Consider the following 16,327-nt stretch of genomic DNA (forward strand, 5'->3'; position numbering starts at 1 on the left):
GCCCGGGCCGGTCCGGGACCCGGTCGGGACCGGTCGGGAGGCGTACCCGGGGCGGCCCGGTCCCGGGCCGTCAGACCACGGCCGGCAGTGCCACCGGCTCCAGGCCCATCGGAAGGTCACCGCGCGAGGTGATCTGCAGCTTGCGGTACACACGCGTCAGATGCTGCTCGACCGTGCTGACCGTCAGGTACAGCTTCGCCGAGATCTCCCGGTTGGTCAGCCCCTGCGCCGCCAGCGTCGCCACCCGCTGCTCCGAACTGCTCAGCTTCGCCGCCCCGCCCGCACCCGTACCCGTACCCGTACCCGCCTCGGCCGGCGCCCGGTCCCGGGCGGCCGCGGACGCCAGCGGCGCGTCGGGCAGGATCTCCCGGCACAGCGCCGTGGCATCCGACTCCTTCGCCAGGTTCCACGCCGAACGGATCATCGCGCTGCCCTTCGACGGCGACCCGTCCGCCTGCAGCGCCCGCCCCAGCTCGGCCATCGCCCGCGCCGTCTCCACCCGGTCCCCGGAGCGGTGCAGCGCGTCGACGGCCTGGCCCAGTACGGCCGCACGCCGCTTCGGATCACCGGCCAGCGCCCGCATCCGCAGCGATACGCCCCGCACCCACGGGCGCTGCGCGTCCGGCAGGGCCAGCTGCCGCAGGGCGAGCTGCTCCGCCCGCGCCCCCTCGCCCAGCCGCAGCAGCGCCTCCGCCGCATCCGTACGCCACGGCAGGAACGCAGGCCGGTCCACCCGGCCGCCCTCCATCAGGCGCCCGACCTCCAGGAAGTCCGCCAGCGCCGCGTGCGGCTGATTGACCGCCAGCCGGTACAGGCCGCGGGCCCGCAGGAACGCCAGCCCGTACAGGCCCGTGAGCAGCCCCTCCGGCACCTGCCGGTCGGTGAGCCGGGACGCCTCCGTGAAACGCCCCATCGCCGTGCACGCCCGGATCAGCACCGCGGCCGGCGCGCACGGGAAGCTCCCGCCGCGCTCCGCGAGCGCCTCCAGGGCGGCCGTCGCATGCGCGTGCGCACCCCGCAGGTCCCCCATCCGCAGCAGCGCCTCCGCGTGCAGGGCGGCGAACACCGCGCTCCAGCCCGGCGCCTGGCAGCGCCGTGCCTCCTCCAGCAGGTTCCGGCTCCACGGCACGGCCCGCTCGGGATGCTCCGAGCAGATCAGCGACCGTACGGCCTGAGCGAGCGGCGCCACGGTGGCATCGGTCAGGCGGGCCGACTGGAGCAGCCGCTCGCTCACCGCGGCCGAGGCGTCCACCAGCGTGTCCAGCGGTGAGGCGGCCGGCTCGCCGACGGCGTCCGGCAGCAGCCCGGCGGCATCCGCGACCCGCCCCTGCGCGAGCAGCAACCCGGCCAGCGGCTGCACCTGCTCGGTGTCCAGCAGGCCGTTACGCGCGGCCTCCAGCAGCGCACCCAGCTGCCGTTCCGCGGCGGCCGGATCGAAGCGGGCCGTGATCTGTGCGAGCCGCACCCGGATCCCGCGGCGCACGTGCTCGTCGCCCCGCCCCCGCACGGCGAGTTCCAGCAGCCGCGCGGCCTCCCGCGCGTCGTTGCGCACGAGGAGCTCCTCCGCCGCGTCCCGCAGTACGGCGACCTCCGCGGGACCGCAGTCCGGGGACCCGCCCTCGGTGCGGGCGGCCAGCAGGTGCCCGGCCACGGCGAGCACCGGCCCGCCGTCCTCGCCCAGCACCCGGGCGGCCGCGGTGTGCAGCGCGGTCAGGGTCTGCGGAGAGCACTCTTCCAGGGCCGCCGCGCGCGCCGCCGGGTGGCGGAACCGCACACCGTCCAGCAGGCCCGCGGCCTCCAGCGCGGCCAGCCCGCGCCGGGCCGCCGCCGCGTCGAGCCCGCTCAGCCGGGTGACGCGGGCCGCGGACGCCTGCTCGCCGAGCAGCGCCACCGCCCGCGCCAGCCCCGGCCCGTCCGGCCCGCTGCGCCGCAGGCACGTCGCGACGGCCTGGGCGAACGGCCCGCCCGGCTCGGGGCCGGCGGCCCCGGGCGCCGGCGGTCCGGCCGCACCGTCCGCCTGCGCGGTCCACTGCTGCCCGGCGGCCTCCTCGACGAGCGCGCGCAGCAGCAGCGGATTGCCGCCGCTGATCCGGTGCAGCTCCTCGGCCCCCTCCGGGCGGCCCCGTACGAGGGCCACCTCGTCCGCGGTGAGCCGCTCCAGCCGGATCCGCCGGAAGTGCGGCTGACGCATCAGCTCAGTGGTGAACGCGGGATCCTGCGCCGGGGCGTGAAGCGCGCCGGCGACCACGACGAGGACCGGCGCGGTCCGCGCGTGCCGCGCCAGGTACTGCACGTACTGCAACGACTCGCGGTCCGCGTACTGCACGTCGTCGACGCAGAGCACGACCGGGCTGTCCAGGCTCAGTTCGCGCAGCTCCGCGCAGAACGCCTGCATCGCCTCGACCCGCGACGGCGCACCGGGGCCGTCGGACGGCCTCGGTAGGGCGAAGACCTGCTCACTGTTGACGAGCTGGCGCAGCACCCCGAGCGACACCTGCTGCTCCTCGGGGGCGCCGACGGCGTACAGGACCGTCGCGCCGGTCGCGGCGGCCCGCTCGGCGACGAGGTCGACGAGCGCGCTCTTGCCGCATCCTGTGCCGGCCTCGATCAGGACGATCCGGGACTGCCCCGCGACGCAGTCCGCGAGTGCCGTCTCCAGGAGGTCGATTCCGGCTTCCCTGCCCACCAAGCCCGCCGATGTCATAGCCGCCCCCGCCATTGAAGGTCCACCCCTAACCGAGGACAGGATGGATCCCGGCTGCTACAGAGCAGGTCGAGGAGAAGCGGAGATCGGGACGGGAACCGGCCAGGACGGCCTCAGGGCGCCGGCTGTACGCACAGCAGTCCGGCGTCACGCATTTCCTCGACCCAGATGTCGAGATCGGCGCGCGCGTTTTCCGGTGCGGTGTTCCACAATTCGGCGAGCGTGTCGGCGGCGATTCCCGCATCGCCGTCGTGGCGGCGCAGAACAATCCACATGGCGGTGCCCACCGGACCGCACCGGAAACGGCCCGAACCGGCAACGTAATCGGCACGGAGTTCCAGGCAGCCGTCCGCATCCACGGCGGCGGCGACCACCCCAGGCGTCGGTCGGACGCGCACGGCCACCTCCAGTGCCGGATCCGAGAAGTGTCGGCACCAGCCGATCGAGGACACCTCAAGCTATGGGCGAACGCCTCCCGGATCCATGGTGGCCGCCGCACTCTGGGGTGGCAGTTTCCACCGACCCCCTACGGAGGGGTAATGGCACCCGGCCGGAGATAGGGGGAGGCAGCTGCCACGGAAGCGGCGCATCCGGCGGAATACCGCCCCCATTCCGGCAGGAAAGACCGTACGTTCGAGGTGCCGGCGCGGCGGCCAGCTGGGCGTCGCCCGAAATCGACGGACCAAACCGGATCGCTTCCGCTTGGCCGAATACCGTACGGGCTGCCGGTCGAAATGGGCGGCGGAAAACCGGGTGTCCGGATTTCCCGCGCGCCGCGACCGTTTCTCGACCGGCCCTCCAGCCGTTCTCGACGGGTTCGCAAGCGCGTCCGTGTCGAGGGCCGAGATCCGGCGGCCATGTGCCGGAGCGGCGCGGAAGGCAGTTCCAGGCCGCTCAACGGGCGGTCGAGTCTGACGCGATCGCGGTTCGCAAGGCTGACCCCTGCCCTGCTCATCCTCGGAGGTACCAGGTGAATCCGCCCACGCCCGTCGTCACCGACGCCGTCCCCAGCCAGACCGGGACAGGGCCCAAGGAAGTACGCCGCCTCGACCGGGTGATCATCCGTTTCGCGGGTGACTCGGGTGACGGCATGCAGCTCACTGGTGACCGGTTCACCTCGGAGACGGCTTCCTTCGGGAACGACCTCTCCACGCTGCCGAACTTTCCGGCCGAGATCCGCGCCCCTGCCGGCACCCTGCCCGGCGTCTCCTCGTTCCAGTTGCATTTCGCCGATCACGACATCCTGACGCCGGGCGATGCCCCGAACGTGCTGGTGGCGATGAATCCGGCGGCGCTGAAGGCGAACATCGCGGACGTCCCCCGCGGCGCCGAGATCATCGTCAACACCGACGAGTTCACCGAGCGGAGCATGGCCCGCGTCGGCTACGCGACGTCCCCGCTGGAGGACGGCTCCCTCGACGCCTACCAGCTGCACCCGGTGCCGCTGACGTCACTGACCATCGAGGCGCTGAAGGACTTCGGGCTCTCCCGCAAGGAGGCCGGCCGCAGCAAGAACATGTTCGCGCTGGGCCTGCTGTCCTGGATGTACCACCGGCCCACCGAGGGCACGGAGAACTTCCTGCGGCAGAAGTTCGCGAAGAAGCCGGACATCGCCGAGGCGAACGTGGCCGCGTTCCGCGCGGGCTGGAACTTCGGGGAGACGACCGAGGACTTCGCGGTCTCCTACGAGGTGGCCCCGGCGACGCGGGCGTTCCCGACCGGCACCTACCGCAACATCTCCGGGAACCTGGCCCTGTCCTACGGCCTGATCGCGGCGAGCCGCCAGGCCGACCTGCCGCTCTACCTCGGTGCGTATCCGATCACTCCGGCGTCGGACATCCTGCACGAGCTGAGCAAGCACAAGAACTTCGGCGTGCGGACCTTCCAGGCCGAGGACGAGATCGCCGGCATCGGCGCGGCGCTCGGCGCGGCCTTCGGCGGCGCGCTCGGCGTGACCACCACCTCCGGCCCCGGCGTCGCCCTGAAGTCCGAGACGATCGGGCTGGCGGTGTCCCTGGAGCTGCCGCTGCTGATCGTGGACATCCAGCGCGGCGGCCCCTCCACCGGCCTGCCGACCAAGACCGAGCAGGCGGACCTGCTCCAGGCGATGTACGGCCGCAACGGCGAGGCCCCCGTCCCCGTCGTGGCGCCCCGCACCCCCGCGGACTGCTTCGACGCCGCCCTCGACGCGGCGCGGATCGCGCTGACGTACCGGACCCCGGTGTTCCTGCTCTCCGACGGATACCTCGCCAACGGCTCCGAGCCCTGGCGCATCCCCGAGGTGGAGGAACTCCCCGACCTGCGCGTCCCGTTCCAGACGGAACCCAACCACGTTCTGGCGGACGGCACGGAGGTGTTCTGGCCGTACAAGCGGGACCCGCAGACCCTGGCCCGCCCCTGGGCGGTCCCGGGCACGCCCGGTCTGGAGCACCGGATCGGCGGCATCGAGAAGCAGGACGGCACGGGCAACATCTCCTACGACCCGGCCAACCACGACTTCATGGTCCGCACCCGCCAGGCCAAGATCGACGGCATCGAGGTCCCCGACCTGGAGGTCGACGACCCCGACCGGGCCCGCACCCTCGTCCTGGGCTGGGGCTCCACCTACGGCCCCATCACCGCCGCCGTCCGCGAGCTGCGGACGCTGGGAGAGTCGGTCGCACAGGCCCACCTGCGCCACCTCAACCCCTTCCCCCGCAACCTGGGCGAGGTCCTCGCCCGCTACGAGCGCGTGGTCGTCCCCGAGATGAACCTCGGGCAGCTCGCCCGGCTGCTGCGCGCGACCTACCTCGTCGACGTCCTATCCTTCACCCAAGTCAACGGCATGCCGTTCAAGGCCGCGCAGCTGGCCGACGCCATCCAGGAGGCGAACCGTGGCCAGTGAACTCCTCAAGCTCGTGCCCAAGGCCGAGGCCAAGCAGTCCATGAAGGACTTCCGCTCGGACCAGGAGATCCGGTGGTGCCCCGGCTGCGGTGACTACTCGATCCTGGCGGCGGTCCAGGGCTTCATGCCCGAGCTGGGCCTGGCGAAGGAGAACATCGTCTTCGTCTCCGGCATCGGCTGCTCCTCCCGCTTCCCGTACTACATGAACACCTACGGGATGCACTCCATCCACGGCCGCGCCCCGGCCATCGCCACCGGCCTGGCCACCTCCCGCCGCGACCTGTCCGTCTGGGTCGTCACCGGCGACGGCGACGCCCTCTCCATCGGCGGGAACCACCTGATCCACGCCCTGCGCCGCAACGTCAACCTCAAGATCCTGCTGTTCAACAACCGGATCTACGGACTCACCAAGGGCCAGTACTCACCCACCTCCGAAGTCGGCAAGATCACCAAATCCACGCCGATGGGCTCCCTCGACGCCCCCTTCAACCCCGTATCCCTCGCCCTCGGCGCCGAGGCCACCTTCGTCGCCCGCACCGTCGACTCCGACATCAAGCACCTCGGCGGCGTGCTGCGCGCCGCGGCCGAGCACGAGGGCACCGCGCTGGTGGAGATCTACCAGAACTGCACGATCTTCAACGACGGCGCCTTCGCCGCCCTTAAGGACAAGCAGGAGGCCCAGGAAGCGGTGATCCGCCTCGAACACGGGCAGCCGATCCGCTTCGGCGCCGACCTCTACAAGGGCGTGGTCCGCGACCCGGCGACCGGCGACCTCGAAGTCGTCGAGGTGACCCCGGAGAACGAGGACCGGATCCTGGTCCACGACGCCCACGCGACGTCCCCCACCACGGCCTTCGCCCTCTCACGCCTCGCCGACGCCGACACCCTGCACCGGACCCCCATCGGGGTCTTCCGCGACATCGAACGCCCCGTCTACGACACGCTCATGGCGGAGCAGCTCCAGGCGGCCGTCGACGACAAGGGCAAGGGCGACCTCGCCACCGTCCTGGCCGGCAACGACACCTGGACCGTGGTCGCCTGACCGAAGACCGCAGCTCAGCCGTGGGCCGCCCGGGACATCCTGCCCAGCGCGGCCCACAGCACTGCGGGCGTGGCGAAGGTCTCGGGGCTCAGTGCGTCGTCGACGAACCGGACGCCGTACGCGCTCTCCAGCGACCCCAGCAGTTCGACCGTGCCGAGGGAGTCCAGGCCCGCGTCCCGCAGGCCGGTGTCGGGGGAGAGCGGCTCGCCGTCCGAGAGGAACGGCAGGTACTCGCGGAGCAGTTCCTCGAATCGCTGGTCCCAGTCCATGGTGAACTCCCCGTCGTCCGTCGTCCCGTGCCGTCGCCTGTCGGACGGCATTTCCGGGCAAGTGACGCTACGAGGGGGCAGCCGCTCCGGGGTACCCCTGCCGCCCCCTAACCGTGCGCGGACATCAGGGCAGGGCCACGAAGCGACCGGGTCCGGCTGGCGGCCCATGCGGTGGCGGACGGTGCGGCGCACGGCCCGGCCGGGCCGACCGCCGGTGGTCTGACCCGTTGGATTCCTCCTGGGCCGCTCACTTGACGGCGGCTTCGGGAGGACAGGGCCTCAGAACGCCGCCCGGCCGACCGGCGCCAGGTCCATCGGCAGGTCGCCCCGCGAGGTGATCTGGAGCTTGCGGTAGACCCGCGTGAGGTGCTGCTCGACGGTGCTCACCGTCAGGAACAGCTTCGAGGAGATCTCCCGGTTCGTCAGCCCCTGGGCCGCCAGCGTCGCCACCCGCTGCTCCGAACCGCTCAGCGTCGCGCTGCCGCCCGCCCCCGTGGCCGGGGCCCGGTCGCGGACCGGCGGCGTCAGCGGTGCGTCCGGGAGGATCTCCCGGCACAGGGCGGTGGCCTCGCTGTCCTTCGCGAGGTTCCAGGCGTTGCGGACCATGGTGTTCCCCTTGGCGGAACCCTCGGCCTGGAGGGCGCGGCCGAGGTCGCCCATCGCCCGCGCCGTCTCGACGCGGTCGCCCGAGCGGTGCAGCTCCTCCACGGCCTGCCCCAGCAGCGCGGCCCGCTGCCGGGGCTCACCGGTGAGGGCGCGCAGGCGCAGGGACGCACCGCGCACCCAGGGGCGCCGCGCGTCGGGGTGGGCGAGCTGTTCCAGGACGAGCTGTTCGGCCCGCCGGGCCTCGCCGAGCCGCAACAGGGCCTCGGCGGCATCGGTGCGCCACGGCAGGTGCGCCGGGCGGTCGATGCCCCAGGCCGCCATGAGGCGGCCGGTTTCGAGGAAGTCGGCGAGTGCGGCGTGCGGCTGGTTGACGGCGAGGCGGTGCAGCCCGCGGGCGCGCAGGTACGACAGCCCGTGCAGGCCGGCCGGCAGCCGCGGCGGGAGCTGGCGGTCCGTCAATCGCGAGGCCTCGGTGAACCGGCCCATCGCACTGCACGCCCGGATCAGCACGGCCGTCGGCGCGCAGTGGAACGAACTGCCCGTCCGCTCGGGCAGGGCCTGGAGGGCCGTGGTGGCGTGGGCGTGTGCGCCGGGGAGGTCCCCGAGGCGCAGCAGGGCCTCGGCGTGGAGGGTGGCGAAGAGCGAGGTCCAGCCGGGGGCCTGGGCGCGGTCCGCCTCCTCCAGCAGGTTGCGGCTCCAGGTGACGGCGCGGTCGGGGTGGTCGGAGGCCGTGAGGGAGCGGATCGCGTGGGTGAGGGGGGTGACGGTGGCGTCGGTGAGCCGGGTGGACTGCAGGAGCCGCTCGCTGACCGCGGCCGGGGTGTCGAGGGTGGTGTCGAACGGGGAAGCCGCGGTGGCCGCGGCGGCTTCGGCGGCTTCGGCGGTGGACGCGCCGGCCGGGACGGTGGTGTCGCGGGCGGCGAGGGCGGCGGCTTCGGCGAGCCGCCCCTGGGAGAGCAGCAGACCGATCAGGAGCCGGGTGTCCTCGCCGTGCCCGCCGTGCCCGCTGCCGGGCGCGGCCGCGCTCCGGGTCTCCAGCAGGTCCGTGAGCCGGCGTTCGGCCGCCGCAGGGTCGAAGCGGGCCGTGACCTGGGCCAGCCGCAGCCGGATCCCGTGGCAGGCGAGTGCGTCGCCGCCGGCTCGGAGGGCGAGTTCGAGGAGTTCCGTGGCGGCGCGGGCGTCGCCCTGGGCGAGGAGTTCCTCGGCAGCCTCGCGCAGGACCTCGGTGTCGGCGGGGTCGCCCGGGGCGTCATCGCCGGCGGCGGCGAGCAGGTGCCCGGCGACGGCGGTGGCGGGGTCGCCGTCCGCGCGCAGCAGCCGGGCGGCCCGGCGGTGCAGGTCGGCGCGGGCGGCGGGCCCGGCGTCCTCCAGTACGGCGGCCCGCGCGGCGGGATGCCGGAAGCGGGTGCCGTCCAGCAGGCCGGCGGCCTCCAGGGCGGTCAGTGCCCGCCGGCCGGCCGGGGCCGGTGCGTCCAGCAGCCGTACGACCCGCTCCGGGGTGGCGCGTTCCCCGAGCACCGCAGCGACCCGGGCCGCGGCGAGCGCGGTCGTCCCGCTGCGGTGCAGGCAGGTGGTGACGGCCTGGGCGAACGGGCCGCCCGGCTCGGGCGTCTCGCACGGCCCGTCCCCGGTCTCCTCGACGAGGGCGCGCAGCAGGAGCGGGTTGCCGCCGCTGATGCGGTGCGGCCCGTCGGCCGGCCGGAGCCCGCCGAGGAGGGCGGCGACCTCGTCGCGGCCGAGCCGGTCGAGGCGGAGCCGGCCGAAGTGCGGCTGTCGCATCAGCTCGGTGGTGAAGACCGGGTCGAGGTCCTCGGCGTGCGGGGAGCCGGTCAGTACCGTCAGGACGGCGGACGAACGGGCGTGGCGGGCCAGGTAGCGGAGGTACTGGAGGGACGCGCCGTCGGCGTGCTGGACGTCGTCGACGACGAGCACGACGGGCCGCTCGGCGCTCAGCTCGCGCAGGCGCGAGCAGAAGGCCTGCATGGCTTCCACCCGGGCGGGTGCGGTCGAACCGTCGGCGGCGGGCACGGGCAGGGCGAAGCCCTCCTCGCCGTGGACCAGCTGCCGCAGCACGCCCAGGGCGACCTGGCGCTCCTCCGGGGCGGCGACCGCGGACAGGACCAACGCCCCGGCCGCGCGCGCCCGTTCGGCGGCGGTGTCCGCCAGTGCGCTCTTGCCGCAGCCGGTGGCGCCCTCGGCCAGCACGATCCGCGCACGCCCTTCGGAGCACTCCGCGAGCGCCGTGTCCAGCGCTCCGATCACCGCGTCCCTGCCCACTAGCGTCACACGTGCCCCCGTCATCGAAACTCCACCCCTCACCCGGGTCAGGGTCGAAGGCGTGCCTACAGGGGTGGTCGAGCGGGGACGGAGCAGAAACCCCCCGGCCGCCCCGGGGCGGCGCCCCGCCACCTGCAATCCGATGGGCGGGGTCTGCGTAGTCCCGCCTGCCCGGCGGCGTTCCGCCAGCTACTGCTGGGAGGTGCCCTGGGTCCCGTCACTCGTAGCCCCTTGGGCGGGGTCTGCCTAGTCCCGCCTGCCCGGCGGCGTTCGGCCAGCTGCCGCTGGGAGGTGCCCCGGGCACCGCATCTCGTTGCGTTGTCGGGCGCGCCACGCCCGAGGTCCAGTACGCGGGCGGCCGGCGCCACTTCGCGGGTTCCGCCCGACGGTGGGGGGAGCCGCTGCCCGGGCAGGCCCGGCCCGGTCCTGGTCTGGTACCGGCCCCGCTCCGGCGCGGCCTTCTCCGCGCCCCTGGCGCCGGTGCCCGCGCCGCGACCCGGTACCGACCGTTCCGCGGTGCAACCTGTGGCGCTCCTCAAGTGGAGTTCGAGGATTCCTCGACCCGTCCCGCCGAGCGTGACAGCGCCACGTCACCGCCGCTGCCAGCGGAAACACATGCAACGAGAGGGCGATGCCGATGGAAGACCCGCAGCGCGACACGACGCAGCGCGACACGACGCAGCGCATCACGGCGCCGGTCCACGTCACCGGTCCCGCGGGCCCCTGGGAAGGGGTGCGGGAGGGCATGGCCCGGCGCGGCAACGCCTCGGTGTTCACCACCTGGGGCGAATGGCTCACCGCCGCGCTCGCGGAACCCGCCCTGCGGCCCCTGCTCGGCCGGGACTGGCAGCGCTACCGCCACACCACCGACCCGACCATCCGCTTCCGCTTCGTCGCCTCGCGGCTCGCGGTCCGGTACACGGCCGCCGCCGCGCTCGGGACCGACCCCGCCAAGCTCGACCTCTCGTACAAGCCCGGCGGACGCCCGTACCTGCGCGGCCTGGACCAGATCGACCTGAGCCTGACGCACACCGACGACCTGATCGCCGTCGGCATCAGCCGCAACGGGCGCATCGGCATCGACACCGAACCCGCCGACCGCAGGCTGGCCTTCTCCCTGCTCCAGAACCAGGTCTGCACCGAAGCCGAGCGCGCCGAGCTCGCCGCCCTCCCCGAGGCGGAGCAGACCGCCGGCATGCTGCGCCTGTGGACGCTGAAGGAGGCGTACACGAAGGCCCTCGGCCAGGGCCTGCGCATGGGCTTCTCCGAGTTCGGCTTCGCGACGGGCCGTAGCGGCGACAGCGGCCTGCTCGCCCCCGACGGCACCCCGGCCGCCCACGACGAATGGGCCTTCGGTACCTACCCGGTGCTCGGCCGCTACCTCGTCAGCGTCGCCTGCCACGACGCCGGACTCGACCCGTCCGGGGACACCGCCGTGTCCACCATGCTCGACGAAGGGTTCGTCGCCATGGTCTCGGGACTGCTGGACCCCGTGTGACCGGGCCCGTTCCCGGCCGGAAACCGGGGGGCCGACCGGGAGCTCGACCGGCTCCCGGGCGGGAATCAAGCCAAGCTGTAGCGCCCGCGGTGAAGCTGGGCGACGCGACACCGGCCGGACCCGGTGCCTCTGTGTCGAAAGGGCCCGTATGAGCATCGTCGAGGAAAGACCACTGGAGACCGTACTCGCGCCGGACTCCCGACCCGCGGCTCCGATCTCCCCGCGCCGGGAGGAGACCCGCTTCGCTTCACTGCGCGAGCGCACCGCGGAACTGCACGCCGTACGCGCGCTGGCCGAAGCCGGACCCAGCGAACGCGCCACCGCAGCCCAGCACTCCAAGGGCAAGCTGACCGCCCGCGAGCGCATCGAGCTCCTGTTCGACGAGGGTACGTTCAGCGAAGTCGAGCAGCTCCGCAGGCACCGCGCCTCCGGCTTCGGCCTGGAGGACAAGAAGCCGCACACCGACGGAGTCGTCACGGGCTGGGGCAAGGTCCACGGCCGTACCGTCTTCGCGTACGCCCACGACTTCCGGATCTTCGGCGGCGCGCTGGGCGAGGCCCACGCCGAGAAGATCCACAAGCTGATGGACCTGGCCGAGGCGGCCGGCGCTCCGATCGTGGGCCTGTGCGACGGAGCCGGCGCCCGCATCCAGGAGGGCGTCACGGCCCTGGCCGGCTACGGCGGCATCTTCCAGCGCAACGTCCGCAACTCCGGCGTCATCCCGCAGATCTCGGTGATCCTAGGCCCCTGCGCGGGTGGCGCCGCGTACTCGCCGGCGCTCACGGACTTCGTCTTCATGGTCCGCGGCACCTCGCAGATGTTCATCACCGGCCCCGACGTCGTCCAGGCCGTCACCGGCGAAGCCGTCACCATGGAGCACCTCGGTGGCGCCGACAGCCACGCCGGCGCCTCGGGCGTGGCCGCGTTCGCCTACGACGACGAGCAGAGCTGCCTGGAGGACGTGCGCCACCTGCTGTCCCTGCTCCCGTCCAACAATCGCGAACTCGCCCCCGCCGGCGACCTCGAAGACCCGGCGGACCGCCGCTGCGAGAGCCTGCTCGACCTGGTCCCGGCCAAGCCCACCCAGGGCTATGACATCCGCGACCTCATCGAGGAGATCGCGGACCACGGGGACTACTTCGAGGTCCACGCCCAGTGGGCGCAGAACGTCGTCTGCGCGCTGACCCGCCTCGGTGGGCACGTCGTCGGCATCGTCGCCAACCAGCCGGCCCACCTCGCGGGCGTCCTGGACATCCAGGCGTCCGAGAAGGCGGCCCGCTTCGTCCAGTTCTGCGACTCGTTCAGCATCCCGCTGGTCACCCTGATCGACGTACCCGGCTTCCTGCCCGGCGTCGACCAGGAGCACAACGGCATCATCCGGCACGGCGCGAAACTCCTGTACGCGTACTGCAACGCGACCGTCCCGCGGATCAGCCTGATCCTGCGCAAGGCCTACGGCGGCGCGTACATCGTCATGGACTCCCGGTCCATCGGCGCGGACGTCGCCCTGGCCTGGCCCTCGAACGAGATCGCCGTCATGGGCGCGGAGGGAGCGGCCAACGTCATCTTCCGCCGCGAGATCAACGCCTCCGACGATCCCGACGCCACCCGCGCGCAGAAGATCAAGGAGTACCAGACCGAGCTGATGCACCCGTACTACGCGGCCGAACGCGGCCTCGTCGACGACGTCATCGACCCGGCCGAGACCCGCGCGCGGCTCATCACCACCCTCGACATGCTGCGTACGAAGCACACGCAGCAGCCGAGCCGCAAGCACGGGAACGTCCCGCTGTGACCGCCCCCGTCACCGCTACCGCGCCGGGCCCCGCCGGCGACACGTCCGCCCTCGCGATCGCCGCCTCGATCCGCATCACCAAGGGCAACCCGACCGCGGAGGAGGTCGCGGCCCTGGCCGTGCTCCTCACCGCCCGGATCCGGCTCCAGAACGAGGCCCACGCCTCCCAGACGGAGGCCCAGGTGTACAAGCTGCCCCTGCGCCCCCGACCGTCCTTCATCGCGCCGGGCGCCTGGGCCTCGTAGGCCCTTCCCCACCGCCCGCCCCCCACACCGAAGGACAGTCCGTACGCCGCCCGGCGGGCCACCCCCCGCCCCCGGGCGGCCACGGCATGCCCGGGGTCCCCCGCCCCGGGCATGCCGTGGGATCACCCGCGTTCGACCAGCGCGGCGACGCCGTCGAGGATGCGCTCCAGCCCGAAGTCGAGCGGATCGTCCGCGCGCGGGGTGAAGGCCCCGCCCGCGATGGCTGCGGTCAGCGCGGGGAACCGGTCGCCGTGCCGCTCCCACACCTGCGCCGTGAGCCGGGCCCACTCCTGGCGGCCCTCCTCGTCGTCGTCGACGAGTTGCTGCGCAAGCCCCCGTACGTGCCCGATGACCAGCAGGAACGCCGCGTGCTGCTGTGCGTACGGGAGCCCCGTGCCCGACAGCGCGGCCAAGGCCGAGTCGAGCCAGGCCAGCTGACGGGGACCCATGAGCTGCCGGCGCATCCCCGTCGCGACCACCATCCAGGGCCGGCGCCGGTACTGCTCCCAGCACGCGCGCGCCCACGCGTCCAACTGCGGCCGCCAGCCCCCCGGAACGCCGGCGACGTCGGGCGCCGGTCCGAAGGCGGCGTCCACCATCAGGTCGAGCAGCTCCGCCTTGCCGGGGACGTAGCGGTACAACGCCATGGTGGTCACGCCCAGGCGCGCGGCGACGCTCTGCATGGACAGCGCGTCCAGCCCCTGCGCGTCGGCGACGGCGAGCGCGCCGTCCACGATGCGATCGACGGTCAACGAGGGCTTCGGCCCCCGCCTCGGCTGCCCCTGCTCTCCCCACAGGAGCGCCAGGCTGACCGCCGGATCACGCTTCTCGTCCCTGCTCCTGGCCATGGGGGCCCGCTCCCTCGTATCGCTGCGCGCCGGACCGGTTGACGGCACGCGCCAGGAACTGTATACAACATAAACGTAATCGTTTATCGGGTACACAATTCTTGGGGGTCGCTCGCCATGCTCGCCACCGTTCTCGCCACGTCCGCCGCCCTGCTCGCCACGCCCGTCACGGGCCTGCTGGGGCACCGCGCCCTGCGCCGCGCCGTTAGCGCCCGGCTGCTGCGCATCGACAGCCCGAACGGCATCGACGAGCAGGGGTTCGTCCGCATCGGCGGCATCGAGCAGTGGATCTCGATCCGCGGCGAGGACCGGGCCAACCCGGTGGTCGTCGAGATCCACGGGGGCCCCGGCGCCTCCCACTCGATCTTCGCGGAGCGCACCCGGTCCTGGGAGGCGCACTTCACGATCGTGCGCTGGGACATGCGCGGTGCGGGCAAGACCTTCGGCCGCTCCGGACCGCAGGGTCAGGGCGAGTTGAGCTTCGGCCGGTTGTACGAGGACGCCCTCGACGTCACCCGGTACGCCCGCGAGCGGCTCGGCGCCGACCGGGTCGTGCTGGTGGCGAGCTCGCTCGGCAGCGTCTTCGGCCTGCGCCTGGCCCGCAGCCACCCCGAGCTGTACTCCGCGTACGTCGGCACCGACCAGAACGTCTTGGACGCCGGGCGCGACACCTCCGTCCACGAGGCGCTCCTGGCCCGGCTGCGCGCGGCCGGCAAGGACGAGGACGCCGCCGCAGTGCTGGCGATGGGCAGCGACCCGCACCGGCTGACGGCCGACCAGCGGGCTGCGTACGGCAAGCTGACCGTGGCCTCCGACCCGCTGACGCTGGACACCCTCAAGAGCGTCGTCCTGCGCTCGCTGTGGTTCTCGCCGCTGCACTCGCTGCGCGAGCTGGGCCAGTACTTCGCGGGCATGAAGTTCTCCGCGCGGTTCACCCCCGAACTGGACGCGTTCGACGACCGGGCCGACGGCACCCGCTTCGAGCTGCCGTTCTTCGTCTTCCAGGGCGACCAGGACGTCATCACCCCGGCCGAGCGCGCCCGGGCGTTCTTCGACGAGGTCGAGGCCCCGGTCAAGGAGTTCGCGCTGATCGAGGACGCGAGCCACTTCGCGTCGTTCCGCCACCCGGACCGGTTCCTGGAGCTGATGCTGACCCGGGTCCGGCCGGTGGTGGTCGCGGCGGCAGGGGCGGGCGCGGCCTGAGCGGCACACTTGTACGACAATCGGGTCGATGAACCGGCGCCGTACGAAAGGAACATGACGGTGGACGTACGTTTTCAGCCGATGGACCGCTTCGAAGCGGAGCGGCCCCGGCTGCGTGCGGTCGCCTACCGGATGCTCGGCTCGCTCAGCGAGGCCGAGGACGCCGTCCAGGAAACCTGGCTGCGCCTGGAGCGCACCGACTCCGACGAGATCGAGAACCTGGCCGGCTGGCTGACCACCGTCGTGGCCCGCATCTGCCTCAACATGCTGCGCTCGCGCGAAACCCGCCGCGAGGAGCCACTGGAGACGCGCATGCCCGACCCGGTCGTCACGCGCGGCGACGTGATCGACCCCGAACACGAGGTGATGCTGGCCGATTCCGTCGGCCTGGCCCTGCTGGTGGTCCTCGAATCGCTCCAGCCCGCCGAGCGGCTCGCTTTCGTCCTGCACGACATGTTCGCCGTGCCCTTCGACGAGATCGCCCCGCTGATCGACAAGACCCCGGCCGCCACCCGCCAGCTCGCGAGCCGCGCCCGCCGCCGGGTCCAGGGCCAGGCCCCGGTCCCCGATCCCGATGTCACCCTCCAGCGCAAGGTCGTCGACGCCTTCTTCGAGGCCTCCCGCGACGGCCGCTTCGAAGCCCTCGTCGCCGTCCTCGACCCCGACGTCATCCTGCGTTCCGACGGGTTCGCCGGCAGCGCCCGCCGGACGGTCGTCCTGCGCGGCGCCGAGACGGTGGCCTCCCAGGCCGTCATGTACAGCAGCCTGGTCCCGTTCGTCCGGCCGGCGCTGATCAACGGCGCGGCCGGAGTCGTGGTCGTCTCCGCAGACGGGCCCCTGTCCCTCATGGCCTTCACGGTCACGTCCGGAAAGATCGCCGCGATCGACGTCATCGTCGACCAGGACCGCCTCCGCGCCCTCGGCCTCGCCGACTTCGGCGCCTGACCCCGCCCGCC

The 16,327-nt window shown here is 73.2% G+C and carries 12 protein-coding genes; 7 read left to right on the forward strand and 5 right to left on the reverse strand.

The features are described from left to right. Positions 1-70 precede the first annotated feature (70 nt). Both OHA65_RS36750 and OHA65_RS36755 read right to left on the reverse strand, forming a co-directional pair. A complete protein-coding gene (locus tag OHA65_RS36750) occupies positions 71-2,686 on the reverse strand; it encodes an AAA family ATPase (RefSeq protein ID WP_405763660.1) in 2,616 nt (871 codons plus the stop codon). Positions 2,687-2,817: 131 nt separating this feature from the next. Then, the gene (locus tag OHA65_RS36755) at positions 2,818-3,156 is read right to left on the reverse strand and encodes a PqqD family protein (RefSeq protein ID WP_327286181.1); all 339 of its coding nucleotides are present in this window, start codon (positions 3,154-3,156) and stop codon (positions 2,818-2,820) included. Between the two features lie 518 nt (positions 3,157-3,674). Here OHA65_RS36755 and OHA65_RS36760 point away from each other — a divergent pair. Continuing rightward, positions 3,675-5,588 (forward strand): 2-oxoacid:acceptor oxidoreductase subunit alpha, encoded by a 1,914-nt coding sequence (locus tag OHA65_RS36760; RefSeq protein WP_328765513.1) that lies wholly within the window; start codon positions 3,675-3,677, stop codon positions 5,586-5,588. Between the two features lie 40 nt (positions 5,589-5,628). Continuing rightward, entirely contained in the window at positions 5,629-6,630 is a 1,002-nt protein-coding gene (locus OHA65_RS36765; protein WP_327286547.1) for a 2-oxoacid:ferredoxin oxidoreductase subunit beta, read from the forward strand. Between the two features lie 14 nt (positions 6,631-6,644). On the opposite strand, the gene OHA65_RS36770 is transcribed toward OHA65_RS36765, so the two are convergent. Together OHA65_RS36770 and OHA65_RS36775 are read right to left on the reverse strand one after the other, a co-directional pair. Then, positions 6,645-6,950, reverse strand: coding sequence for an acyl carrier protein (locus OHA65_RS36770; protein ID WP_331735071.1), 306 nt, complete (start codon positions 6,948-6,950; stop codon positions 6,645-6,647). 228 nt (positions 6,951-7,178) lie between these two features. Beyond that, the gene (locus tag OHA65_RS36775; RefSeq protein WP_331736305.1) at positions 7,179-9,914 is read right to left on the reverse strand and encodes a BREX system ATP-binding domain-containing protein; all 2,736 of its coding nucleotides are present in this window, start codon (positions 9,912-9,914) and stop codon (positions 7,179-7,181) included. Between the two features lie 499 nt (positions 9,915-10,413). Here OHA65_RS36775 and OHA65_RS36780 point away from each other — a divergent pair, with 499 nt between their 5' ends. From OHA65_RS36780 to OHA65_RS36790, 3 genes are all read left to right on the forward strand, one after another. Continuing rightward, positions 10,414-11,280 (forward strand): 4'-phosphopantetheinyl transferase superfamily protein, encoded by an 867-nt coding sequence (locus OHA65_RS36780; protein ID WP_327286186.1) that lies wholly within the window; start codon positions 10,414-10,416, stop codon positions 11,278-11,280. A gap of 148 nt (positions 11,281-11,428) precedes the next feature. Continuing rightward, a complete protein-coding gene (locus OHA65_RS36785) occupies positions 11,429-13,075 on the forward strand; it encodes an acyl-CoA carboxylase subunit beta (RefSeq protein WP_327286187.1) in 1,647 nt (548 codons plus the stop codon). Further along, positions 13,072-13,320, forward strand: a complete 249-nt coding sequence (locus tag OHA65_RS36790; protein ID WP_327286188.1) for an acyl-CoA carboxylase epsilon subunit — start codon at positions 13,072-13,074, stop codon at positions 13,318-13,320. The genes OHA65_RS36785 and OHA65_RS36790 overlap by 4 nt, the downstream gene beginning before the upstream one ends. 122 nt (positions 13,321-13,442) lie before the next feature. Here the strand turns inward: OHA65_RS36790 and OHA65_RS36795 are convergent, their stop codons facing one another. After that, the gene (locus tag OHA65_RS36795) at positions 13,443-14,168 is read right to left on the reverse strand and encodes a TetR/AcrR family transcriptional regulator (RefSeq protein WP_331736309.1); all 726 of its coding nucleotides are present in this window, start codon (positions 14,166-14,168) and stop codon (positions 13,443-13,445) included. A gap of 117 nt (positions 14,169-14,285) precedes the next feature. Here OHA65_RS36795 and OHA65_RS36800 point away from each other — a divergent pair, with 117 nt between their 5' ends. Together OHA65_RS36800 and OHA65_RS36805 are read left to right on the forward strand one after the other, a co-directional pair. After that, the gene (locus tag OHA65_RS36800; protein ID WP_331729767.1) at positions 14,286-15,371 is read left to right on the forward strand and encodes an alpha/beta hydrolase; all 1,086 of its coding nucleotides are present in this window, start codon (positions 14,286-14,288) and stop codon (positions 15,369-15,371) included. An 81-nt stretch (positions 15,372-15,452) separates the two neighbouring features. Then, positions 15,453-16,316, forward strand: coding sequence for a sigma-70 family RNA polymerase sigma factor (locus OHA65_RS36805; protein WP_331736563.1), 864 nt, complete (start codon positions 15,453-15,455; stop codon positions 16,314-16,316). Positions 16,317-16,327: the final 11 nt, after the last annotated feature.

The organism is Streptomyces sp. NBC_00045 (assembly GCF_045041095.1).
Taxonomy (GTDB): Bacteria; Actinomycetota; Actinomycetes; order Streptomycetales; family Streptomycetaceae; genus Streptomyces.